Genomic DNA, 23,611 nt, shown 5'->3' with positions numbered 1-23,611 from the left:
CGCACTTAGCGACGGTGCCCATGGCTCACGCGTAAGTCCGAACGTCTCCATTAGCTGCGCCCAGCTCACCCGCTATCTGCCCGAGCGCGATCCGCTGCTGCCAATCGAAGCGTGCTCCATTTGCCTTGCACCAGATGCGCCCTGATTCAACCAGGTGATCGGTGCGCAGCCAGTCGCCGGCGCGGGCCATCGCCACGAGTTGCGCGACGACGAGGTAGCAAAGTAGCTCGGCGCGTGAGTCGTCACCGAGGTTATTCGCTGGCGAAATCAAGTTCTTGTTGGCCACCGAAACGAGTGGTGATCTTCGATTCGCGAACTTGAGAGATGCTGGGACGCTATCTGGTCCCCCTGACAGGAATCGAACCTGTATCTAGCGCTTAGGAGGCACTTGTTCTATCCATTGAACTACAGGGAGATGGATATCTGCAATGGGACGACTGAGCCCTTGCTGCTACTGGCTGCGGCCTTGTCCCGTGGGCGTTTCCGGCCTTTTCTGCTTCTTCCTAAATGAAGCGCCGCGACAGCCCGCGAAGCCAGTTTACAGCAGTCTTTGCTACCGTTTCGCTACTGCGTGACCCTGTAGCCACGAAACGAGGCTTGGCACTGCAACAGTTCGGAACGAGGTAAAACATGGCTTCAGTCCTGCCAGTCGGCAGTTGTTGGCGTGCTCAAGTACGCCAGCGAGGGCAGAGTATAACAAAATGCGATTAAATCTAGAGACGCCGCAATAGCCCGGACGCGGCGAGCGAGGTCGAGACCGGTGCTCACGGAACAGGGCGGCCACTTCTTCAGATCTAGCCCCGACAAAGCCGTCCCACAAAGCAAACGGCCCAGCAGTCAACGCCTGCTGGGCCGCACGAACCTCCAACGCCTGCAACGAACCAAAACAGTAAAGCAGCGTGCCGGCAATCCGACAAATCCGCCTCAGAACTCCACCACGGCGAACTCAGCCTTGCCCACGTCGCACAGCGGGCATCGCCAGTCTTCGGGAATCGCGGCGAAGCGCGTGCCCGGTGCGATGCCTTCCTCGGGCAGGCCTTCTTCCTCGTTGTAGATCCAGCCGCAAATCAGACAGACCCAGCTCTTATATTCAGTCACTTCAATTACTTCGCTCACGACGCACTCTTCTCTAGTTCAATGCAAAACCCGCTCAGTCTGCCCCTTTTTTGGGCACGGCGGCGACCCGCAATATTACCGGAATTCGTCAATCCGGCAGAAAACTCCCGATGCGGCAACGCCACAGAGCGCCCGCGTCACGGCCGTACACGCTTGACGAACCCGGTCATACACAGCGTGTATGCTCTGATCCGCAGCTGATCTTTTGGACCGGCGCGCCGGCGCGCTTGACATGAACTGCGACGATCGGCCTCAGGCCACTCAGGCCAATCGAGGCGCCGTCGTCGCCGGCATATCCCGCGCGTGACTCTCGTTTCCCAAAAAGGAGAAAAACGATGTTCAAGCACAAATGGTTGGTCGGTGCGGCATTGGCCGGATTGCTCGCGGTATCCGCCGCGGCGCAGGCCGCCGGCGTGTCGTTCGTGCAGCCGGCGGACGGCGCGACCGTCAGCAATCCCGTCCACGTGGTGTTCGGCGTCGACGGCATGAAGATCGCGCCGGCCGGCACGATGACGGAAGGCACGGGCCATCATCATCTGCTGGTGGACGGCAAGCCGCTGCCCAAGGGCGAGGTCATTCCCGCGAACGACAAGTCGCTGCACTTCGGCAAGGGCCAGACCGAAACCGATCTGACGTTGCCGCCGGGCGACCACACGCTGACGCTGCAGTTCGGCGACGGCGCCCATCGGTCGTACGGTCCGGAAATGAGCAAGACCATCACGGTGCATGTGAAGTAAGCCGCTGCACCGGACAGCCGGGCGCGTGCCGACGTGCTCCGGCTTCTGGACCCTGCGCACCGGGCTTGTTCGCGGTCCGCAAGCCGGCCATTCGATCTATCTCTTCCGGCATACGGGCACCCGCTCGCGCGCCCGGTACAATGGGCAGTTCCGACCCATCGCTGTCTTCTCCAATTCTCCATGTCGCTTTACACCATTACCGGGGCCCAACTGGCGTTCGGTCACGTCGCGTTGCTCGATCACGCGGATTTCTCTCTCGAAGCGGGCGAACGCGTCGGCCTGATCGGCCGCAACGGCGCGGGCAAGTCGTCGCTGCTGAAGATCGTCGCCGACCTGAGCAAACCTGACGACGGCCTCGTCACGCGTCAGCAGGGCCTGACTTCGGTCTACGTGCCGCAGGAGCCGGAGTTCGATACCGACGACACAGTGTTCGACGCGGTCGCCGCCGGCCTCACGCACGCCCGCGCGCTGCTGGACGAATACGACGCGGTCGCCAACCAGCTCGCCGACGAGCCGGAAGGCGCGGAGCACGACGCGCTCATGTCGCGCATGAACACGCTGCAATCGTCGCTTGATCATTCGGACGCCTGGAACTGGAGCACGCGCGTGGCCACCACGCTGCAACAGATCGGCCTGAACGGCGAGGCGCGCGTGGGCTCGCTGTCGGGCGGAATGCAAAAGCGCGTGGCGTTGGCGCGCGCGCTGGTCGTACAGCCCGACGTGCTGCTGCTGGACGAGCCGACCAATCACCTCGACTTCGACGGCATCCGCTGGCTTGAGGACCTGCTGGTCTCGCTGCGCGCAGGTCTGCTCTTCATTACCCACGATCGCGCGTTTCTCGATCGCGTCGCCACGCGCATCGTCGAACTGGATCGCGGGCGTCTGCTCTCGTATCCGGGCAATTTCTCGGCATACCAAACGCGCAAGGCGCAACAGCTCGAAATCGAGCAAGTGGAAGCTGCCAAGTTCGACAAGCTGCTCGCGCAGGAAGAAGTGTGGATCCGCAAGGGCGTCGAGGCGCGCCGCACGCGCAGCGTCGGCCGGATCGCGCGGCTTGTGGAGATGCGCAACGAGCGCGCGGAACGCCGCAACGTGCTGGGCAACGTCAAGCTCGATGTCGGTCAGGGCGAGAAGTCCGGCAAGATCGTCGCCGAATTGACCGACGTGACCAAGCGCTACGGTGCGCGCACGGTGGTCGACAGCTTTACGGCCACGGTCATGCGCGGCGACAAGATCGGCTTTGTCGGTCCGAACGGCGCGGGCAAGACCACGCTGCTCAAGATGATCCTCGGCGAATTGGCGCCGGACGAAGGCACAGTGCGCATCGGCACGAATCTGCAGGTCGCGTATTTCGACCAGATGCGCGCGCAGCTCGATCTGGAAAAAAGCCTCGCCGACACCATCAGCCCGGGCAGCGAGTGGGTCGAAGTCAACGGCCAGAAGAAGCACGTCATGAGCTACCTCGGCGACTTCCTGTTCGCGCCGGAGCGCGCGCGTTCGCCGGTCAAGTCGCTGTCGGGCGGCGAGCGTAACCGCCTGCTGCTCGCGCGTCTGTTCGCGCGTCCGGCCAATGTGCTGGTGCTCGACGAACCGACCAACGACCTCGACATTCCCACGCTCGAACTGCTCGAAGAGCTGCTCACGGAATACGACGGCACGGTGCTGCTGGTCAGCCACGACCGCGCGTTTCTCGACAACGTCGCGACCTCGGTGATCGCGTCGGAAGGCGGCGGCAAGTGGCGCGAGTACGTGGGCGGCTTCACCGATTGGCAGATCCAGCGCGACCGTTCGCAGCAGATGGCGCTGGACGCACAGAAAGAAGCGGGCAAAGACACGGCCGTGGCCAAAGACAGTTCCGCGGGCCGCAATGCGCCGCAACGCGCCGTGAAGCTGTCGTTCAAGGAGCAGCGCGAACTGGATGCGCTGCCGGAAAAAATCGCCGCGCTCGAAGCCGAGCAGAAAGCGATAGGCGCACAACTCGAAGACGGCTCCGTGTTCGCCAAAGACGCGCAGGAAGGGACGCGTTTGACGGAGCGCTATGCGGCGATCGACGAAGAACTGCTGGTCGCGCTCGAACGCTGGGACGAGCTGGAAAAGCGGCGCAAATGAGGTGCGGGGGCGGCGCGGGATTGCACCGCGCCACCGCCGTCCCTTATCCAGACGGCCAATCCCGTGCATCGTGAATTGCCGCGCGGATCGAAATCAGTAAAATACCCCGCGAACAGGCTTCCCCGGCGTTCGCACCGGCGTCGACGTTGCCCGCCCTGCTATATGCGGGACAGGCTTCGAGCCGCCGTCGAGCGCGCCAACGGGAAGCCATGCGACAAACAGTTTGCCCGCACGGCGGGCACCCCACCTAACCCCGTTGTTTCGTTTCGCTTTTTTTGAAAACTCAACGCATTGTCCACAGCTTTCTGAACAGGACCTGTGGACAACGATGAACCGACGCATCCGAGTCAACCATGTCTACGAAAAAGCCAAACGCCGCGTATAGCGAAGCGTCGATCAAGGTGTTGAAGGGCCTGGAGCCGGTCAAGCAACGGCCCGGGATGTATACCCGCACCGAGAATCCGCTGCACATCATTCAGGAAGTCATCGACAACGCATCGGACGAGGCCCTCGGCGGCCACGGCCGGCAAATCACCGTGACGCTGCACGCGGACCATTCGGTCTCCGTCGAAGACGACGGCCGCGGCATTCCGTTCGGTCTGCATCCGGAAGAAGGCGTGCCGGTCGTGGAAATCGTGTTCACGCGCCTGCACGCGGGCGGCAAGTTCGATAAAGCCGCCGGCGGCGCATACACGTTCTCGGGCGGCTTGCACGGTGTCGGCGTGTCCGTCACCAACGCGCTGTCCACGCGCCTCGACGTCACCGTGTGGCGCGACGGCAAGATCGCCGAATTGAGTTTCGCCAACGGCGACGTCGCCAAGGAACTCGAAGTGCGGCCCGCCACGAAGGGCGACAAGAAGTCCGGCACACGCGTCACCGCGTGGGCCAATCCCAAGTACTTCGATTCGCCGAACCTGCCGCTCGGCGAACTGCAACGTCTGCTGCGCTCGAAGGCGGTGCTGCTGCCGGGCGTTGAAGTCACGCTGATCAACGAGAAAACCGGCGAACAGCAAACCTGGAAATACGAAGACGGTCTGCGCGGCTATCTGCTCGAAGGCATGAACGGCAGCGATCTGCTGATTCCGCTGTTCGAGGGCGAGCGTTATGCCGAAAACTCGCGCGCGAGCGAAGAGACGTTCGCCGAAGGCGAGGGCGCCGCATGGGTCGTCGCATGGAGCGAGGAAGGCACGCTCATGCGCGAGTCGTACGTGAACCTGATTCCCACGCCCGCGGGCGGCACGCACGAATCCGGCTTGCGCGACGGTCTGTATCAGGCGGTGAAGAGCTTCGTCGAACTGCATAACCTGCAGCCGAAGGGCGTCAAACTTTTGGCGGAAGACGTGTTCGCGCGCGTGTCGTTCGTGCTGTCGGCGAAAGTGCTCGATCCGCAATTCCAAGGGCAGATCAAGGAACGCCTGAACAGCCGCGACGCGGTCAAGCTGGTGTCGTCGTTCGCGCGGCCGGCGCTGGAATTGTGGCTGAATCAGCACGTCGAGCTCGGCAAGAAACTCGCCGACCTCGTCATCAAGCAGGCGCAGGCGCGCACGCGTGCTGGGCAGAAGGTCGAGAAGCGCAAGAGCTCGGGCGTCGCGGTGTTGCCGGGCAAGCTGACCGATTGCGAATCGACGGAAATCGGCCGCAACGAACTGTTCCTCGTCGAGGGCGACTCGGCGGGCGGCTCCGCGAAGATGGGCCGCGACAAGGAATACCAGGCCATCCTGCCGCTGCGCGGCAAGGTGCTGAACACGTGGGAAACCGAACGTGACCGGCTGTTTGCCAATAATGAGGTGCACGACATCTCGGTGGCGATCGGCGTCGATCCGCACAGCCCGGACGACAAGGTCGATCTGTCGAACCTGCGCTACGGCAAGATCTGCATTCTGTCGGACGCTGACGTCGACGGCTCGCACATTCAGGTTCTGCTGCTCACGTTGTTCTTCAAGCATTTCCCTCAACTGATCGAACGCGGACATGTGTGTGTGGCGCGGCCGCCGCTGTTCCGGGTCGACGCGCCCGCGCGCGGCAAGAAGCCGGCGCAGAAGCTGTACGCGCTCGACGAAGGCGAACTCGAAGCGATCCTCGACAAGCTCCGCAAGGACGGCGTGCGCGACACGCAGTGGTCGATCAGCCGCTTCAAGGGCCTCGGCGAAATGAGCGCGGAACAGTTGTGGGACACCACGATGAACCCCGACACGCGGCGCTTGAGCCCGGTGGCGCTCGGCGCACTCGACTACGACGCCACAGTCGCGCGCATGACGATGCTGATGGGCAAGGGCGAAGCGGCATCGCGCCGCAGCTGGCTGGAAGAAAAGGGCAACGAAGTGGAAGCGGATATCTGAGCGAGCGCTTTTGTGGGCATTTTTGCCCGCGCTCTGACTTCGCCTGACAACTTCACGCCAAACACGGATACGGAATCTAGATGGACGACGATAACACTCTCGACCTTTTCACCGAGCCGCCGCCCCCCGAAGGCGACTTTCTCACGCTCGGCAATTACGCGGAACGCGCGTACCTCGACTATGCGGTGAGCGTGGTCAAGGGCCGCGCGCTGCCGGATGTGTGCGACGGCCAGAAGCCGGTGCAGCGCCGCATCCTGTTCGCGATGAACGACATGGGGCTGTCTGACAACGCGAAGCCGGTCAAGTCGGCGCGCGTGGTCGGCGACGTGCTCGGTAAGTATCACCCGCACGGCGACCAGTCCGCGTACGACGCGCTGGTGCGTCTTGCGCAAGACTTCTCGATGCGCTATCCGCTGATCGACGGTCAGGGCAACTTCGGTTCGCGCGACGGCGACGGCGCGGCGGCCATGCGCTACACGGAAGCGCGCCTCACGCCGATCGCGAAACTGCTGCTCGATGAAATCAACCAGGGCACGGTCGATTTCATGCCCAACTACGACGGCTCTTCCGAGGAGCCGAGGCTGTTGCCCGCGCGCCTGCCGTTCGTGTTGCTGAACGGCGCATCGGGTATTGCGGTCGGGTTGGCCACGGAAATTCCGTCGCACAATCTGCGCGAAGTCGCGGCCGCGACGGTCGCGATGATTCGCAATCCGAAAATCGAACACGCGGAGTTGATGCGGCACATCGCCGGGCCGGATTTCCCGGGCGGCGCGCAAATCATTTCGAGCGACGCCGAGATTTCCGCCGCGTACGAAAGCGGCCGGGGCAGTTTGAAGGTGCGGGCGCGCTGGAAGATCGAGGAACTCGCGCGTGGTCAGTGGCAACTGGTGATCACCGAATTGCCGCCGAACACGGCCGCGCAGAAGGTGCTCGAAGAAATCGAAGAGCAGACCAACCCGAAGATCAAGCTCGGCAAGAAAGCGCTCACGCCCGAACAACTGCAAACCAAGCAGACCATGCTGGCGCTGCTCGATGCCGTGCGCGACGAATCGGGCCGCGACGCGCCGGTGCGTCTCGTGTTCGAGCCGAAGTCGAGCCGCATCGATCAAACCGATTTCGTCAACACGCTGCTTGCGCATACGAGCCTTGAATCGAATGCGTCGCTCAATATGGTCATGGTCGGCGGCGACGGCCGTCCGCGTCAGAAGGGCTTGAGCGAAATCCTGCACGAGTGGATCGCGTTCCGCTTCGCCACGGTGACGCGCCGCACGCGGCATCGTTTGAGCAAGGTCGACGACCGGATTCATATTCTCGAAGGCCGGATGATCGTCTTTTTGAATATCGATGAAGTCATCCGCATCATTCGCGAATCCGATGAACCGAAGGTCGCGTTAATGGCCGCGTTCGGTTTGTCCGATCGCCAAGCCGAGGACATCCTTGAAATCCGGCTGCGTCAGTTGGCGCGGCTTGAGAAGATCAAGATCGAGAAGGAACTCGCCGAACTGAAGGACGAGAAGGCCAAGCTCGAAGAATTGCTCGGCAGCGAATCGGCGATGAAGCGTCTGCTCATCAAGGAAATCGAAGGCGACGCCAAGCAGTATGGCGACGAGCGCCGCACGCTGATCCAGCAGGAAAAACGCGCGACGTTCGAAGCGCGCGTGGTCGACGAGCCGGTGACGGTCGTGGTGTCGCAGAAGGGTTGGGTGCGCGCGTTGAAGGGTCACGGACTCGACGTCGCGGGCTTCACGTTCAAGGCCGGCGACGGGCTCTATGCGGCGTTCCAGTGCCGCACGCCGGACACGCTGGTCGCGTGGGGCAGCAACGGCCGCGTCTATTCGGTCGCAGTGGCGATGCTGCCGGGTGGCCGCGGCGACGGTGTGCCGGTCACGTCGCTGATCGAGCTGGAGTCGGGCAGCCATCTGATGCATTACTACGCGGCGTCCGCGGATCAGGCGTTGCTGCTGGCGTCGAGCAACGGCTTCGGCTTCGTCGCGAAGGTCGGCGACATGGTGAGCCGCGTTAAGGCCGGCAAGTCGTTCATGACGATCGACGCCGGCGCCGTGCCGCTCGCGCCAATGCCGATGCTGCCGGACGCGACGCACATTGCGTGTCTCTCCTCTGGCGGACGTTTGCTGGTGTTCGGCCTCGACGAGATGAAGACGCTCTCGGGCGGCGGCCGCGGCGTCACGCTGATGGCGCTCGACGACAAGGAAACGCTGGTACAGGCGCTCTCTATCAACAACGCGGGCGTCGTGTTGATCGGCACGCGCCGCGGCGGCCGTGTCGATGAAGAGAAGGTGAGTGGCGCCGCGCTCGCGCCGCATATCGGCAAACGGGCGCGCAAGGGCCGCGCGCCTGAGAGCAAGATGAAGCTCGAAGGTATGCGTCCGGTGCTGGCCGCTTAACGAAGATTGACGTTGGAACATGGCAAGCGTCTGCTAGCATTCGAGACGCTTGTCGTGCGTAGTTCGTGCGTAGTGAGAGTACAAAACCGGGGAGCAGCATGGCCATTACGGTCGACATGCTGCGATAACAACTACAAAAACGGCGCGAAAGCCACGGGCGTCATGGAACTGCGTGCATTGCACGCGGTCGAATGCGCTCAATAGCCGCTTGCTAATAGCACTCGTTATAAGCGGCGTGGCGTCGTCGGGAGAGGAAAACAACATGAACAAGGCTATCGAACTCGCGCTCTTTCTCCATTTGCTCGCGGTTGCTGTGTGGGTAGGTGGGATGGTGTTCGCGCATTTCTGTCTGCGCCCGGCCATTGCCGATCTCTCGCCGCAATTACGCTTGCCGTTGTGGGAATCGGTGTTCGGCCGCTTCTTCAATTGGGTCGCGGCCTCGGTGCTGGTGATTCTCCTCACCGGCGGCTTCCTGCTCATGCAATTCGGCGGCGGCCATGCCACCTGGCCGCTGCATGCCATGGCCGGCCTCGGCATCGTGATGATGCTGATCTTCGGGCATATCCGTTTTGCCGTATTCCCGCGCATCCGCCGCGCGGTGCAGGCGCAAAAATGGCCGGATGGCGCACGCGCCGTCGGCACGATCCGCCGTCTGGTGCTGATCAATATCGTGCTCGGCGTGGTGACGATCGGCGTTGCGGTGCTGTCGCGCGGTTTTTAAGGCGTCTAGATCAGCGAGCCATACGCGAGCCACAGCCCGCACACCACCGCTACCGTCCCGTACACCAGGTACACCGGCACCTTCAGCTTGGCGAAGCACATGGCGGAGAACAGTGCGGTCAACAGATAGATCGGTTTGAACGGCACATGCGCGGCAATGCGTAGCACGGCCACCGCGAGAAATGCGGTGGTGACCGCGCGCAGAATCCGCATGCCGTGCTCGAAGCGCGGATTGGCCTTCAACTGATGCAGATGCCGCTGTGCCAGCACGACGAGGCACCCCGACGGCACGAACAGCGCGAGGGTGGCAATCAGCGCGCCCACCCAGCCATCCACCAGATAGCCGAAGAACGGCACCACGTTCAACAGCGGTCCGGGCGACAGCGGCGACAGCGAAAACGCCAGCGTGAAGTCGTTATCGGAGACGCCGATCGCCGGCGTGACGAACAGCGTCTTGAGCACCGGCAGCGCCGAGAAGCCGCCGCCGAACAACGTCATGCCGGCGCCCGCCAGCCGTGGCCACAGCAGCGCCAGCTCATAGCGATGCGGCAACGGCATCGCGAACAACGCAAGGAAGATGGACAGAGCGCTCAGCATCTGCCAGTCGCCGCGCGCGAACGACACGACGACGCGCGCATTGCGCACCGGGCTAACGAACCAGCCGGTACCGAAGGCGGCCCCGAGCATGACGACATAAGCGGCCGGACTGCGCGCATAGAACAGCGCGATGCATCCCAGCACCGTCGCGCCCCATTCGAGCTTGCCGCGCACGAGCGCACGCGTCTGTTTGTACCAGGTGATCGCGATCAGTGTGGCCAGCACGACGCTGAAGTGAGCGAGCAAGGTTTGCGAGGCGGCGGCGCGCACGAACGGCGTGCGGTAGAAGATCGCGAACAGCGTCATCAGCATGAAGAAGGGCAGGACGCTGGCAATGCCCGCGACCCAGGCGCCGGCGCGTCCGCGCAGCGCATGTCCGAGTTGCACGGCGACGTTGCAGCCCACCGGGCCGGGGACCATCCAGGCGAGCGCGATCAGATCGGAGAAGGCGATACGTGAGAGGCGTCCTTCGCGTTCGACATAATGGTTTTCAAGTTGCGCCATGAGCGCGAGGCCGCCCCATGACAACGCGGACAGGCCGAACACGACCCGGAACAGCGTCCATAGCGGTTCCCGTTCGCCTCGTCTGGCAGCATCGTGGCTCGTGATCGTCTGCATGGCGCCAAGAGCGCCCGGTACGCGGGCGCTAGTCCTTTGAGATCATCGTTGAGTGGTCCGACGCGGCCGGCGGGCGGCATCGCGCTGTGATGCGGTACAGCGAAAATGTAGCCGGTTTTGCGGCGCTGCGGGTGACGACCCGCGACGACGCGCAACGGGCGCCGCGCTCAGGTGTTGGTGCTGGATACGCTGCTGGTGCTGTCGGCCTCGTGCGCGATGCGGCGGCCCGTCATGCCGCACACGCCGAAGCGGTCCAGCAGCGCCGCAATGGCGTCCACCGGCACGGGGCGCGAGAACAGGAAGCCCTGCGCCTCGATATGACCGAGCGCGGCGAGCCAGGCAATCTGCTCTTCGGTCTCCGTGCCTTCGACCACCACCGTGAGACCGAGCGAACGGGCCAGATTGACGATCGCGGTGACCATCACGCAGACGCTGCGGTCGCCCGGAATTGCCTGGATGAACGAACGGTCCACCTTCAGCGTGTCCACCGAGAAGCGGTTCAGATAGGACAGCGACGAATAGCCGGTGCCGAAATCGTCGAGCGCGATGCGCACGCCGAGGCGCTTCAACGCGAAGATTTTCTCGGAGACCAGTTCGGGATATTCCATCATCGCCGTTTCGGTGATTTCGAGTTCGAGGCGGCGCGCGGAGATGCCGCTCTCTTCGATGGCGTGCGAGATCGTTTCGTACAGGTCGCCGCGCCAGAATTGCACCGCCGAAATGTTCACCGCGAGCGACAGCGTGTCGTAGCCCTGTTGTTGCCACAGCGCGAGTTGCCGGCAGGCGGTCTCGATCACGAAGTCGCCGATCGGCACAATCAGTCCGGTCGATTCCGCAACCGGAATGAACTCGTTGGCCGGAATCAAACCGTGTTGCGGATGATTCCAACGCACCAATGCCTCGAAGCCGGTAATGCAGCGGCGCGTCAGATCGATCTTCGGCTGATAGGCGAGGAACAGTTGCCCTTCGGCGAGCGCCACGCGCAATTGCTGTTCCCACTTCATCAAGTGATCCGCGCGGTGCGACAGTTGCGGCGAATAAAACTGATAGCAGTTCTTGCCCGCGTCTTTCGCGCTGTACATGGCGAGGTCGGCTTTCTTCAGCAGGTCGATCTCGCTTTCGTTGGCGACCGAGTAGAGCGCAATGCCGATGCTCGCATGCAGCACGAACGAACTGCCGCGCACGTCGAACGGCTTGGCGAACGCTTCGGCCGCGGCTTCGGCAAGCGCGACGGCGCGCTTCTCGACGTCGTCGCCCTTGATCACGACGACGAACTCGTCGCCGCCGATGCGGCTCAGCGCACCGCCTTCGCCGACCGCGGCGGCGAGCCGCGAGGCCGTCATTTGCAGCACGATGTCGCCGGCATTGTGGCCGAGCGTGTCGTTGACGGTCTTGAAGTTGTCGAGGTCGATAAAGAGAATCGCGAGGCGGCCGAGGTTGGTCTGCTGCGCCACGTCGTGACGCAGTGTCTGCAACGTCGCGTAGCGATTACGCAGACCGGTGAGCAGATCGTATTCGACCAGATGCGTCATCTCGCGCTCGCGGCCGAGCAGCTTGCCGATCAGGCCGGTGGCCACGGCGAAGAAGCTCAGCATGGCGAACGAGATGAAACCCGCCATCATCAGATAGACGTTGCGCGTGTGGTTGTAGTCGGCGAATTCCTCGGCTTGCGAGAGACCCACCAGCACGCCGAGCGGATAACCGTCGATATGCCGGTACGACACGATGCGCGTGACGTTGTCGATCGAATCGACGTAGGTGCCCGACACATGTTCCGAGTTCGGATACGAACCGCTCGCCGAGAACACGCCGTTGGCGGTTTCGGTGCTGCCGGTGCGCCGCGCGAGCACGGTGCCGTTGTCCGAGATCACCGCGATCACGCCTTCACGGCCGATCGCCGCGTTGTTGTAGAAGTCGGTGGTGAAGTAGCTGGGATCTTCCGAGACCACCACCACGCCCGCGAACGAGCCGTCTGGATGATTCAGACGCCGCGTCATCTGCAGGGTCCAGTGGCCGGACACACGGCCGAGCACGGGCTTGCTGATAAACAACTGGTCGTCGTTCTCGTGTTCGTGGACCTTGAAGTGTTCGCGGTCGGACAGGTCGATGCGCTTGGGGTTGAGTTCCGCCGTGTTGGCGATCAGCGTGCCGTGTTCGTCGATCAAGGACACCTGCACCAGCGTCTCGCTTTGCACGACGCCTTTTTCCACCGTGCTCGCCAGATCGAAATGATTCGGCGTTTTCTCGAACTCGAATTTGACGAAGCGGGTGATCTGATCGACCTGGTGAATCGCCTTGACCGTGTGCTGCTCCAGCGCCGCGGAGAGTATTGCAGCAGAGGCCATGGCCTCGCGATACGTGGCTTCTTTCTCGACCGACAGGCGCGCGAAGATCACGGTCCAAAGCAGGATCAGGACCAATACGCCGAGCGCGGGAATGGCGAGCAACGCACGCCGGCGCGACACTGCGGGGTCGCGGCGGGCTTTGGCATCGCGCTGGTCGGAGAAGCGGGATTGGCTCATCGGGCGGCCCGTGCCTGGGTGCCGGCCGGTTGCAAACGAGCGAGCGTCGACTGCGCTGAATTCATGGGTGGCTGCATGGTGACCAAGGTGCCGGAACTGCTGCGCAGAAGAAATAAGCGTGGCGCCGTGCCTGACCATCCGCAGGTCATCGGGTACGTCTTGATATTACTTAATGCCACTGGATTAAGGAAGAGGCGGGGCATCGGGTATACGAGGGCGCGGCCAGATGCCCGTTGCGACGAATTTGGCATCCTGTGCAACCGCTCTCGAGGCCGCCGCATCGCGGTCATATTCGGATATTTCATCGGGATTCGGCGGCGAGGCGCGCCAGCATTCAGGTGTGCCAGGCCTTTAACAGGCCTCTCCCGATGCGAGGTGCATTTAATAGTGCAAACGATGCGGCGTTTTGTGGTCAGGCGCGGCCAGGCGGGGCGAACCCTATGCCGCTTCCTGTTGCGTGCCCGGCGCATAAGCAAGGCAAGGGGCGTGCCGGTCAGGGCAGGCGAAACGTGCCGTCGACAATCGTCACCGACGAGCCGCCAATCCATGTCTTCCCGCGCGCGTCGTCGTAGTGCACCGAGACCTGGCCGGCCCGGCCCAGGGCGGTGCCTTGACGGGCTGAATAGTGCGTGCCCGGGCGCAACTGCTGGGCGCTCAGCAGGCCTGCAAGCGCGGCATTGGCGCTGCCTGTCACCGGGTCTTCCCCGACGCCGAAACCGCCACCGGCCATCAGGCAGCGCACCTCGAAGGTCGCCGGCCCGTCAGCCTCGTGCGGACCATACACGGCGAGGCCGTGCGTACCCACCGAATGCGCAATGTCGGCGAGCGCGCCCGCATCGGGTGCTAACGCGAGGCATTCGCGCGCCGATTTGACGCGAACCACGAGCCACGGCGCACCATTGTCGACCGCGCAGGGCGGCGCGCTGAAATCGATTGCATTGCTACGTAAAGCCGTAGACAGTGCCGCGTAGCGATCCTCTGCAAGCGGCGTGACGCGCGCGGGCGGCGCGGCGAAAGCCCACGCGCCGTCCGATCCCGGCAGCGCCTCCAGTTCGACGAGTCCCACGCCGCATTGCTGCACGAGCTTGCCGGCCTGCTTCGGCTGATAACCGCTTTCGAGCAACGCGTGCGCGGTGCCGAGCGTCGGATGACCCGCGAACGGCATTTCGCCGAGCTTACTGAAGATGCGCACACGATAGTCGGCGGCCGGGTCGGTCGGCTTTACCAGGAACGTCGTTTCGGACAGATTGGTCCAGTGAGCGATGGCCTGCATCTGAGTCGTATCGAGTGCGTCGGCATCGAACACGACGGCAAGCGGATTGCCTTTGAACGGCACCGACGTGAACACGTCGACTTGTTTGAAACGGACAGTGTGGGCGGGCATCGGGCGCAGTCCAGCGAATCAAACGAATGGATAGGATGGGCGGATTCTATCCGTTGACGACGTAACGATCCACCTCTCACAAATGCAAAACGCGCCGCGGGTGGCTGACACCTCGCGACGCGTTGCTGTCTCGCTGCGCCGGACGGCCGGCGGCTCTGACTGCGTTACTGCGTTACCGCATTACTCGACTTCGGCGATCATCTCGATCTCGACGCACGCGCCGAGCGGAATCTGCGCGACGCCGAATGCCGAGCGCGCATGCTTGCCGCGTTCGCCGAACACGTCCGCGACCAGTTCGGACGCGCCGTTGGTGACCAGATGCTGTTCGGTGAATTCGAGCGTCGAGTTGACGAGACTCATCAGCTTGACGATGCGCGTGACGCGGTTCAGATCGCCGACATGCGCGTGCAGCGTGGCGAGCAGGTCGATGGCGATCGAGCGCGCGGCGGCCTTGCCTTCCTCGGTGGTGAGCGTGGCGCCGAGCTTGCCGGTCCACACCTTGCCGTCCTTCTTGGCGATATGTCCGGAGAGATACACCGTGTTGCCGCTTTGCGCGCTCATCACATACGCGGCAGCCGGCGCGCCGGCGGTCGGCAGTTCGATGCCCAGTTCCTTGAGCTTGTCGTACACATTCGTTTGAGCCATGGTGTGTCCTTGGTCAGTAATGGAATTCCGTGGGCGCGCGCCGGGCGAAAATCATGCAAACGGCGCGCATGAAAAACGCCCTTAGCGCGCGGCGGCGTTCAGAGCTTCGCGCGGATCAGCGCGCCGAGACGCGACACGCCTTCGTCGATTTTTGCCGGCGGCACCGTCACGAACGACAGGCGCAGCGTGTTGTGTTGCGGCTCGTTCGCGAAGAACGGACCGCCCGGCACGAACGCGACGTTCTGCGCGACCGCTTCTTCCAGCAGCTTCATGCTGTCGATCTGCGCGGGCAGATTCACCCACACGAACATGCCGCCTTCCGGGCGATTCCAGCTCACGCCTTCCGGCATGTAGCGTTCGAGCGAAGCCAGCATCGCCGCGCATTGATCACGATACAGTTCGCGAATGGTCGGCACGTGCGTGTCGAGGAAGCCGTCCTTGATCACTTCGTACACGATGCGCTGCGTGAAGCTCGGCGTGTGCAGATCGGTCGCTTGCTTGGCTTGCACGAGTTTGAAAATCAACTCTTCGGGCGCGATGATGTAGCCGACCCGCAGGCCCGGCGCCAGCACCTTCGAGAACGAACCGAGATGGACGATGTGGTCCGGCGCCATCGACAGCATGGTGGGCAGCGGTTCGCCGGCGTAGTCGAGCGCGCCGTACGGGTCGTCTTCGATCACCGGGAACGGTGCGGTCTTCGCGAACTCGGCGAGCGCGCGGCGGCGTTCGACCGGCAGACGGCGGCCCGTGGGATTCTGGAAATTGGGTTGCGCGTACAGCAGGCGCGCGCCGGCGGTTAGCTCGGGCGTGAGGCCTTCGGGAACGAGGCCATGTTCGTCGGTCGGCACTTGCACGTAACGCGGCTCGTACATGGAGAACGATTGCAGCGCGCCGAGGTAGGTCGGCGTTTCGACCAGCACCGGGCTGCCCGGGCACACCAGCACCTTGCCGAGCAGGTCGAGCGCCTGCTGCGAGCCGGTCGTGATCAGCACCTGAGTCGGACGGATCTGCGCGCCGTTCACCGAATAGCGCTTCGCGATCCATTCACGCAGCGGCAGGAAACCTTCGGTCGCGCTGTATTGCAGCGCCGCGGCGGGTTCGTCGCGCAGAATGCGGTCGGACGCGGCGCGCATGCGTTCGGCCGGAAAGGTAGCCGGCGAGGGCAGGCCGCCCGCGAACGAAATGACTTCGGGCCGCTCCGTGACCTTCAGAATCTCGCGAATCGCCGAGCTCGTGAGCTTGCGTGCGCGTTCGGACAACTGCCACGTGGGGGCTTTCAAGTCGCTTTGGTCCATGGTCTCCTCTGCTGGTACTGGAACCGGTCAAAACTTCGATTATCGCGCGAGTCGGCGACCCGCGCGCGCTGCTTATTTAAGGGTCCGTAGACCGTCGGGCGTTTCAAATTCGGCGATGAGCGCCGGCGCGCCTTCCGTGGGCTGCAACGCGATCAGATGCGTCGCGCCGAGCCAGCGCAGCTGCGCCGCCACCGTGTCGGCTTGCGGATGCAGGCCTTTCAAGGCTTTCAGCGAAATCCCGGTTTCCGGCAAGGACGTCGACGGATGCTTCGTCGTGTCCCACTGAATCAGCGAGGGCAGTACGCCGTCGCCGATGCCTTGCCAGGCGGGAAACGCGCCGTCGTCCGGCACGGTGAGGCCCCACGTGAAATCGCCGCGCGTCAGCGGCACGACTGGAGCAATGCGCTGCGGATACTGCGCTTGCCATGTCGGCAGGTGTTTCGGCCGCTCGACCCGGGCAACCCAGTGCGATAGATACGGCCCGTTTTCGAGCCGCGCGTGTGTTGCCGGGTCGTCGAGCGCGAACAGTCGGGGGCGCGGCGCGCTGCCGTCGGCGGGCGCGTTGTCCTGGGACACGGCTTGCGGATCGATCGCGATCACTTCCAGATACACGCCGCCCCACAGGTTCAGCAGGCGGTTATGCGTGCGCATCAGCGGATGCGAGCCGCCGCCGGACGGGGCGACGCCGAGCGTATCGGCGACGTACTGCGTGCCTTCGTCGAGGGTGCGGGCGGAAATGACGAGGTGATCGAGGCGGAGCGGATGAGCAGTCATGACGGAGCGGGGAAACGGTTTTCTGCGGTAAACCGGGGCGGGCCGGGTGTCGCGGCAACGCCGCCGGGGCCGTTAGCATAACCGTTTGCCGGATCGGCGGGCCATGCGGATGGTGTTTGGCAGGGTTTTGCCGGAGAGCGTAGGCGGCGTCGTAAAACCCGCTGTGCCGCCATCCCATCCTTTACTTGTCTCAAATGTAGCGACGCCGACCGGCACAGTAACGGTACAATCAATTCGATACTGTTCGGTACAGTTGGAGCCCGTCATGTCCGTCCCGCTTGCCCAGATTCCCACCCCGCACGACACCGCGTCGCTCACGCTCGTCGAGCAACTCGTCCAGTGGGCGCGCCGCCGCATCGAGGAGCGCGTGTTCCGCCCCGGCATGCGCATGCCGTCGATCCGCAAGCTGGCGCTCGACAAGGGCGTGTCGCGCTTCACCGTGGTCGAGGCGTACGAACGGCTCGTGGCGCAGGGTTTTCTGGAGTCGCGGCGCGGCTCCGGGTTTTACGTGCGCGAGCGGCTGGGCGGCGCGGCCAGCGCTACCGCCGAGATTCATCCGCACGCCGCGGCGCCGGCGCCGGCCACGATCGACGTGGTCTGGCTGCTGCGCAACATGCTGCACACCGGCGCGCGGCCCGAGCGCAGTCCCGGGCTGGGTTATCTGCCGGCGCGCTGGCTCGACGGCGACCTGATCACCAACGCGCTGCGCACGCTCGGCCGGCAGAGCGGGGCGCAGATGCTCGGCATCGGCACGCCGCAGGGTTTTCTGCCGCTGCGCCAGCAGTTGCAGACGCGGCTCGAGGAACTGGAGATCGGCGCGTCGCCGGATCAGATCGTGATGGTGTCCGGCATCACGCAGGCCATCGACCTGATCTCGCGCATTTACGTGAAGCCGGGCGATGCGGTGATCGTCGGCGATCCGGCGTGGTTTCAGATGTTCGGGCGTTTCGCGTCGCAGGGCGCGCGACTGGTGGGCATGCCATACACGCCGGACGGCCCGGATCTCGACGCGCTCGAGTCGCTGGTGCAAACCTGGCGGCCGAAAATGCTGGTGATCAATTCGGTGTTGCAGAACCCGACCGGCACGTCGCTCACGGCGGCCCAGGCGTTCCGCATTCTGCGCCTTGCCGAAGCGTACGATTTCATCGTCGTCGAGGATGATATTTACGGCGATCTGTGTCCGCCGAGCTATCCGGGCACGCGCCTCGCGAGTCTCGACCAGTTGAAACGCGTGATCTATCTCGGCAGCTTCTCGAAGACGCTCGCGCCGAATCTGCGCGTCGGTTTCATTGCCTGCGCGCCTGAAGTGGCGACCGCGGTCAGCGACCAGAAAATGCTGGTCGGCATGACGAGCCCGGAACTGAACGAGCGTGTGCTGTACAAGATTTTGACCGAAGGCCATTATCGGCGGCATGTCGAACGGCTACGCGTGCGGCTCGACGGCGTGCGCGAAAAGTCCGTGCGGATGCTGGAGAAGACCGGCCTGAAGCTGTTCCTGACGCCCATGGCCGGGATGTTTCTGTGGGCCGACACGGGCGTCGACGCCGACGCGCTGGCGGCCGCCGGTCACGAAGCCGGCTTTCTGCTGACGCCCGGCAGTCTGTTTTCCCCGCAACAGTCGTCGACCACCTGGATGCGCTTCAATATTTCCAACTGCGGCGATCCGGAACTGGCCACTTTTTTGTGCCGCTATCTCGACAGCGTGGCGCGCCGCGCCTCTTGAAACCGCGCCGGCTTGCCCCCAATTAGGCGGACAATCCGGCGGGCCGCGCATTCAGCGGCCGACACATCGGCCTAGTGCCGGCCCAGCGGCCTGCAGACAGCAGGCCGACGGCAGGCCGAGGTCGCCGGCGAACCGCAACGCACGGCGCCACGCCCGACTTGAACCCCCATTCGCAACAGAGAGGAAGTCCGACCATGGCACAAGAAACCATGAGCTTTCAGGCAGAAGTGAAACAGCTTCTGCACCTGATGATCCATTCGCTGTACAGCAACAAGGAAATTTTCCTGCGCGAGCTGATTTCGAACGCCTCCGACGCGGCCGACAAGCTGCGCTTCGAAGCAATCGAAAACAGTGCGCTGTACGAAAACGATCCGAACCTGCGGATTCGCGTGTCGTACGACAAGGCCGCGCGCACCATCACGCTCGACGACAACGGCATCGGCATGAGCCGCGACGAAGCGATCGCCAACCTCGGCACGATCGCCCGCTCGGGCACCAAGGAATTCTTCGGCAAGCTCTCCGGCGACCAGCAGAAAGATGCGGCGCTGATCGGCCAGTTCGGCGTGGGCTTCTATTCGGGCTTCATCGTCGCGGACAAGATCACGGTCGAAACGCGCCGCGCCGGTTTGCCGGCCTCGGAAGGCGTGCGCTGGGAAAGCGCGGGCGAGGGCGATTTCGCGGTCGAGCAGATCGAGCGCGCCGCGCGCGGCACGACCATCACGCTGCATCTGCGTGCGGATGAAGATGAGCTGCTGTCGTCGCATCGTCTGAAATCGATCATCCAGAAGTACTCCGACCACGTTGCGCTGCCGATCCTGATGCAGAAGGAAGAGTGGGACGCGGAAAAGAGCGAGATGGTCACGAAGGACGAGGACGAGACCGTCAATCAGGCCAGCGCGCTGTGGACGCGCTCGAAGAACGAGATCACCGACGAGCAGTACAAGCAGTTCTATCAGCACCTCTCGCACGATCATCAGGATCCGCTCACGTGGACGCATAACCGCGTGGAAGGCCGCAGCGAGTACACGCAATTGCTGTACGTGCCGACCCACGCGCCGTTCGACATGTTCAATCGCGATTATCGCGGCGGCCTGAAGCTGTACGTGAAGCGTGTGTTCATCATGGACGACGCCGAGCAACTGCTGCCCGCGTATCTGCGCTTCGTAAAGGGCGTGGTCGATTCGGCGGATCTGCCGCTGAACGTGTCGCGCGAAATCCTGCAGGAAAGCCGCGACGTGAAGGCGATCCGCGAAGGCGTAACCAAGCGTTCGCTGTCCATGCTCGAAGAGCTGGCCAATTCGGATAACGAGGCCGACAAGGAAAAGTACGCCGGCTTCTGGAAGGAATTCGGCCAGGTGCTGAAGGAAGGCATCGGCGAAGACTTTGCCAACCGCGAGCGGATCGCGAAACTCGTGCGCTTCGCGTCGACGCATACGGAGACGCCGGAGCAGACCGTGTCGCTGGCCGACTACGTGGCGCGCATGAAGCCCGAGCAGACCAAGATCTACTATGTGACCGCCGACACTTGGCAGGCCGCGACCCACAGCCCGCACCTCGAAGTGTTCCGCAAGAAGGGCGTGGAAGTGCTGCTGCTGACCGATCGCGTGGACGAGTGGATTCTGTCGTTCCTGAACGAATTCGAAGGCAAGCCGCTGCAAAGCGTGGCGCGCGGCGATCTCGATCTGGGCGCGTTGAACGACGAAGAAAAACAGGCACAGGAAAAGGTCGGCGAAGAGTTCAAGCCGCTCGTCGAGAAGATGAAGGAAGCGCTGAAGGACAAGGCCAAGGACGTGCGTCTCACGTTCCGCCTGACCGATTCGCCGTCTTGCCTCGTTGCCGACGACGGTGAAATGAGCGGCTATCTGCAGCGCATGCTCAAGGCCGCGGGTCAGACGGCGCCGTCGTTCCATCCGATTCTCGAAGTGAATCCGGAGCACGCGCTGGTGAAGGGCCTGCACGCGGACAGCGCGAACTTCGACGACTGGTGCCATCTGCTGTTCGATCAGGCATTGCTCGCCGAAGGTGGCGCGCTGGACGATCCGGCGAGCTTCGTGAAGCGCACCAATGCGCTGCTGCTGGCGCGCGCGAATTGAGCGTGGGTCGAGTTTGATGCCGCGGCGTCGTTCTGACGCTTGAGGTTGAAAAATGCGCTGCTTCGGCAGCGCATTTTTTTTGCCCACGGCGTGTGACTGGACGTGAGTTGGCGAAGCGAGGTTGGCTCCGCCTCCGCCGCTTCAGGGCGAGCGTTCAACGCGCGGGCGCCGGCCCCTCGAGATGACGTACTTGCGAGAGCACGCTACCGGCCAATTCCTTGGCCTCGTGACATGAAGTGTGATCGGCCAATACTTTCGCAGCAAGACTGCCGATAGCCCTGCTGGTCTGTTTCGACGTGTGATGTTGAGCCAGCGCTGAGCCCGCCAGTTCTTTCTCCAGTTGCGCGACGCCCGCGCGCCGTAAAACGACCGCAGCGAGATGAGCAATGCTGTCGGATGTTTCCTTCGATTTTCCAGTATTCAAAGCTTGCTCCATGTTGTAGTTGATCGATCGGATCGACTTACGGCGGCTACTCATAGTCGACTTGAATTAATTATGGTTAACTAACTAAACACAATCAATGGAATTAAATCGAGATTGGTTTATGAGATGTAAAAGCGCGGTTTTGTCTTATGCTCGCGCGATTTTCATTCGGAGACTTGAAGGGTTATTTCCAGTCTTTAAGCATTGAAAGCACCAAGTCCTATTTTTGTGATTACGCCTTCGCATGCCAACCACAACACACTGAAATCTCATGTCCGATTCCGCTCTGGCAGTCCCTCTCGATTCCGTTCATCTCCTGTGGTCCATCTTGCGCGAGCAAGGTTTCGATGCCGCCGCACGGCACGCAGTCGAAATGGCCGTGGCAGGCGCGACGGCGCAGTTGCACGCCGACCTGTGCGCGAGCGCCGGGCGTTTCGAAGAGGCGTATCACAGCGCGTCGCAGGCGCAGGCGTGCGCTAACGGAGCGCGCCATGGGCGGGTCGCGTTGTTCGCCGACGCGCTCGGCTATGCCGCCGCCGCGCAGCGAAACAGCGAGCGAGCGGTGGCCGCGCAGCCGGTCGAGACGACGATCGACTGGGTCGCCTGGCTGATGTCCACGTGCGGCGCGCACTCGGCGGCCGCGCGAATCTTGCGTGCCTATGAGCGTCGCGCACCGCAGGAGGCGCGCGCGCCGTGGTGGTTGTCGATCGCGTTGGCGGCGCTGCCGGAGACGAGCGCGCGGGACGAGCGTCGTGCGGCGTTGTTGCGGGCGTATGCGCTCGACCCCGCGATCGATCCGGCGTTGCCCTTGCAACTCGTGCTGGCGTTGCGCGAGATTCGCGATTGGCCGATGGTCGAGCGTATCTGCCGCGAATGTCTTGCGCGCAATCCCGCCGATGCGGAGATGGCGTGGCAGCTCAGTCACGCGCAATGGCAGTGCAACGACGCTGCGGCAGCGGAGACCACCATGCGCGCCGTGGACGCCGTCGCGCCCGGCAATGCGGACGTGCTGGCGGCCGTCGGCATGTATCTGAACGAGCAGGCGCGCTATGAGGACAGCGAGACGGCGCTGCGTGCGGCGCTCGCAATCGATCCGTCAGCGGTGCAGGCAGCGGTCGATCTGGCGGACCTGGAACTGCGGCGCGGCGATTGGTCGAGCGCGTGGCCGCGTTTCGAGGCGCGTCTTGCGCGCGAAGACCGCGAACAGAACAATGTCGTCAGCGTCATGACGCGCTTGTGCCCGCGTTGGCATGGCGAAGCGCTCGCCGGCAAGACCCTGGTCGTGCACAGCGAGCAGGGCAACGGCGACGACATCCAGATGGTGCGCTTCGTTCCGCAACTGGCGGCACGCGTGCGTGACGAAGGCGGACGGCTGGTGCTGGCCGTGCGTCGCGCGCTGCAACCGCTGTTCGCGCGTTGCTACGCGAATTGCGTGTCGATCGAAGAGGGCCCGCTCGGCGCACCGGATTACGCATTGCCGCTCATGAGCCTGCCGCTCATGCTCGGTCTCGAACCGGAACAGGTTCGCGGCGCGCCCTACCTGCAAGCCGATACAACGAAGGCGGCGGCCTGGCGCGAACGGATCAGCGCGCACGCACCCGACGCGATGTGGCACGTCGGTCTCGTCTGGTCGGGCAGCCCGACGCATCGGCGCGACGCCATGCGGTCGATTCCGCTTGCGGCGCTGACGCCGCTGCTGGCGCTTCCGGATGTCGTCTTCCATCCGCTCACGCCCGGACGTCACGCCGATGTGACGGCGCTCGCCGCGCAGGGATATCGGCTGTGCGATCTGACCGGCGACTACATAGACGGCTTCGACGACGTGGCGGCGCATCTCACCGCGCTGGACGCGCTGGTGACGATCGACAGCGCGCCGTTGCATCTCGGTGGCGCATTAGGGCATCGCGTGCTGGCGATGCTCGATCACGTCTCGCATTGGTCGTGGGGCAACGACGAGGCGCAGCCCTGGTATGACTCGGTCGAGTTGTTCCGGCAGCCGCAGCCTGCGCAATGGGCGCCGGTGGTCGAGCGGGCCGCAGCGCGTCTGAAGACGCTGATGGCGGCGAACCGGACGGCCCGAACGGCGCAATCCACGCCAGCTTGAGTCACA

The 23,611-nt window shown here is 63.5% G+C and carries 17 protein-coding genes and 1 tRNA gene; 8 read left to right on the top strand and 10 right to left on the bottom strand.

Features of this window, described 5'->3' with window-relative positions:
* Window positions 1-25: 25 nt before the first annotated feature.
* The 3 genes from B0G71_RS14760 to B0G71_RS14750 all read right to left on the bottom strand — a co-directional run bounded on the left by B0G71_RS14760 (window position 26) and on the right by B0G71_RS14750 (window position 1,116).
* Window positions 26-286 (bottom strand): hypothetical protein, encoded by a 261-nt coding sequence (locus B0G71_RS14760; RefSeq protein ID WP_116142533.1) that lies wholly within the window; start codon window positions 284-286, stop codon window positions 26-28.
* Between the two features lie 54 nt (window positions 287-340).
* Window positions 341-415 (bottom strand) — tRNA-Arg (locus tag B0G71_RS14755).
* 509 nt (window positions 416-924) lie between these two features.
* A complete protein-coding gene (locus B0G71_RS14750; RefSeq protein ID WP_007175738.1) occupies window positions 925-1,116 on the bottom strand; it encodes a rubredoxin in 192 nt (63 codons plus the stop codon).
* A gap of 335 nt (window positions 1,117-1,451) precedes the next feature.
* Between B0G71_RS14750 and B0G71_RS14745 the strand changes: the two genes are divergently transcribed.
* From B0G71_RS14745 to B0G71_RS14725, 5 genes are all read left to right on the top strand, one after another.
* Window positions 1,452-1,853 (top strand): DUF4399 domain-containing protein, encoded by a 402-nt coding sequence (locus B0G71_RS14745; protein WP_116142532.1) that lies wholly within the window; start codon window positions 1,452-1,454, stop codon window positions 1,851-1,853.
* 180 nt (window positions 1,854-2,033) lie between these two features.
* On the top strand, window positions 2,034-3,962 hold the full coding sequence (locus B0G71_RS14740; RefSeq protein WP_116142531.1) for an ATP-binding cassette domain-containing protein: 1,929 nt from the start codon (window positions 2,034-2,036) through the stop codon (window positions 3,960-3,962).
* A 353-nt stretch (window positions 3,963-4,315) separates the two neighbouring features.
* Window positions 4,316-6,301, top strand: a complete 1,986-nt coding sequence (locus tag B0G71_RS14735; RefSeq protein WP_116142530.1) for a DNA topoisomerase IV subunit B — start codon at window positions 4,316-4,318, stop codon at window positions 6,299-6,301.
* Window positions 6,302-6,381: 80 nt separating this feature from the next.
* Window positions 6,382-8,706: a DNA topoisomerase IV subunit A gene (gene parC / locus B0G71_RS14730; protein ID WP_116142529.1), complete on the top strand. Its 2,325-nt coding sequence runs from the start codon at window positions 6,382-6,384 to the stop codon at window positions 8,704-8,706.
* Window positions 8,707-8,968: 262 nt separating this feature from the next.
* Complete coding sequence (locus B0G71_RS14725; protein WP_012432243.1) at window positions 8,969-9,427, top strand: CopD family protein; 459 nt, start codon at window positions 8,969-8,971, stop codon at window positions 9,425-9,427.
* Window positions 9,428-9,432: 5 nt separating this feature from the next.
* Here the strand turns inward: B0G71_RS14725 and B0G71_RS14720 are convergent, their stop codons facing one another.
* From B0G71_RS14720 to B0G71_RS14695, 6 genes are all read right to left on the bottom strand, one after another.
* A complete protein-coding gene (locus tag B0G71_RS14720) occupies window positions 9,433-10,641 on the bottom strand; it encodes a chromate transporter (RefSeq protein WP_116142528.1) in 1,209 nt (402 codons plus the stop codon).
* A gap of 167 nt (window positions 10,642-10,808) precedes the next feature.
* A complete protein-coding gene (locus tag B0G71_RS14715) occupies window positions 10,809-13,163 on the bottom strand; it encodes an EAL domain-containing protein (protein ID WP_106280181.1) in 2,355 nt (784 codons plus the stop codon).
* A gap of 493 nt (window positions 13,164-13,656) precedes the next feature.
* Window positions 13,657-14,547: a PhzF family phenazine biosynthesis protein gene (locus B0G71_RS14710; RefSeq protein WP_116142527.1), complete on the bottom strand. Its 891-nt coding sequence runs from the start codon at window positions 14,545-14,547 to the stop codon at window positions 13,657-13,659.
* 180 nt (window positions 14,548-14,727) lie between these two features.
* Complete coding sequence (locus B0G71_RS14705) at window positions 14,728-15,192, bottom strand: RidA family protein (RefSeq protein WP_012432248.1); 465 nt, start codon at window positions 15,190-15,192, stop codon at window positions 14,728-14,730.
* A gap of 98 nt (window positions 15,193-15,290) precedes the next feature.
* Window positions 15,291-16,487 (bottom strand): PLP-dependent aminotransferase family protein, encoded by a 1,197-nt coding sequence (locus tag B0G71_RS14700; protein ID WP_116142526.1) that lies wholly within the window; start codon window positions 16,485-16,487, stop codon window positions 15,291-15,293.
* Window positions 16,488-16,559: 72 nt separating this feature from the next.
* Window positions 16,560-17,261, bottom strand: coding sequence for a VOC family protein (locus tag B0G71_RS14695; protein ID WP_116142525.1), 702 nt, complete (start codon window positions 17,259-17,261; stop codon window positions 16,560-16,562).
* Between the two features lie 265 nt (window positions 17,262-17,526).
* On the opposite strand from B0G71_RS14695, the gene B0G71_RS14690 reads away from it, so the two are divergent.
* Both B0G71_RS14690 and htpG read left to right on the top strand, forming a co-directional pair.
* Window positions 17,527-18,984 (top strand): PLP-dependent aminotransferase family protein, encoded by a 1,458-nt coding sequence (locus B0G71_RS14690; protein ID WP_116142524.1) that lies wholly within the window; start codon window positions 17,527-17,529, stop codon window positions 18,982-18,984.
* A 194-nt stretch (window positions 18,985-19,178) separates the two neighbouring features.
* Window positions 19,179-21,077, top strand: a complete 1,899-nt coding sequence (htpG, locus tag B0G71_RS14685; RefSeq protein WP_116142523.1) for a molecular chaperone HtpG — start codon at window positions 19,179-19,181, stop codon at window positions 21,075-21,077.
* A gap of 154 nt (window positions 21,078-21,231) precedes the next feature.
* On the opposite strand, the gene B0G71_RS14680 is transcribed toward htpG, so the two are convergent.
* Window positions 21,232-21,513: a hypothetical protein gene (locus tag B0G71_RS14680; RefSeq protein ID WP_116119356.1), complete on the bottom strand. Its 282-nt coding sequence runs from the start codon at window positions 21,511-21,513 to the stop codon at window positions 21,232-21,234.
* A gap of 259 nt (window positions 21,514-21,772) precedes the next feature.
* Between B0G71_RS14680 and B0G71_RS14675 the strand changes: the two genes are divergently transcribed.
* The gene (locus B0G71_RS14675) at window positions 21,773-23,605 is read left to right on the top strand and encodes a hypothetical protein (protein WP_116142522.1); all 1,833 of its coding nucleotides are present in this window, start codon (window positions 21,773-21,775) and stop codon (window positions 23,603-23,605) included.
* Window positions 23,606-23,611: the final 6 nt, after the last annotated feature.

The sequence above is a fragment of the Paraburkholderia sp. BL27I4N3 genome (assembly GCF_003386115.1).
Lineage (GTDB): Bacteria > Pseudomonadota > Gammaproteobacteria > Burkholderiales > Burkholderiaceae > Paraburkholderia.
This window is presented reverse-complemented; position numbering and strand designations above follow the sequence as displayed.

Bases quoted from the DNA above. Each gene is read 5' to 3' on its own strand.
- B0G71_RS14745 (WP_116142532.1), top strand. From the start codon at position 1,452: ATGTTCAAGCACAAATGGTTGGTCGGTGCGGCATTGGCCGGATTGCTC.
- B0G71_RS14740 (WP_116142531.1), top strand. From the start codon at position 2,034: ATGTCGCTTTACACCATTACCGGGGCCCAACTGGCGTTCGGTCACGTC.
- B0G71_RS14735 (WP_116142530.1), top strand. From the start codon at position 4,316: ATGTCTACGAAAAAGCCAAACGCCGCGTATAGCGAAGCGTCGATCAAG.
- parC (WP_116142529.1), top strand. From the start codon at position 6,382: ATGGACGACGATAACACTCTCGACCTTTTCACCGAGCCGCCGCCCCCC.
- B0G71_RS14725 (WP_012432243.1), top strand. From the start codon at position 8,969: ATGAACAAGGCTATCGAACTCGCGCTCTTTCTCCATTTGCTCGCGGTT.
- B0G71_RS14720 (WP_116142528.1), bottom strand. From the start codon at position 10,641: ATGCAGACGATCACGAGCCACGATGCTGCCAGACGAGGCGAACGGGAA.
- B0G71_RS14715 (WP_106280181.1), bottom strand. From the start codon at position 13,163: ATGAGCCAATCCCGCTTCTCCGACCAGCGCGATGCCAAAGCCCGCCGC.
- B0G71_RS14710 (WP_116142527.1), bottom strand. From the start codon at position 14,547: ATGCCCGCCCACACTGTCCGTTTCAAACAAGTCGACGTGTTCACGTCG.
- B0G71_RS14705 (WP_012432248.1), bottom strand. From the start codon at position 15,192: ATGGCTCAAACGAATGTGTACGACAAGCTCAAGGAACTGGGCATCGAA.
- B0G71_RS14700 (WP_116142526.1), bottom strand. From the start codon at position 16,487: ATGGACCAAAGCGACTTGAAAGCCCCCACGTGGCAGTTGTCCGAACGC.
- B0G71_RS14695 (WP_116142525.1), bottom strand. From the start codon at position 17,261: ATGACTGCTCATCCGCTCCGCCTCGATCACCTCGTCATTTCCGCCCGC.
- B0G71_RS14690 (WP_116142524.1), top strand. From the start codon at position 17,527: ATGTCCGTCCCGCTTGCCCAGATTCCCACCCCGCACGACACCGCGTCG.
- htpG (WP_116142523.1), top strand. From the start codon at position 19,179: ATGGCACAAGAAACCATGAGCTTTCAGGCAGAAGTGAAACAGCTTCTG.
- B0G71_RS14680 (WP_116119356.1), bottom strand. From the start codon at position 21,513: ATGGAGCAAGCTTTGAATACTGGAAAATCGAAGGAAACATCCGACAGC.
- B0G71_RS14675 (WP_116142522.1), top strand. From the start codon at position 21,773: ATGTCCGATTCCGCTCTGGCAGTCCCTCTCGATTCCGTTCATCTCCTG.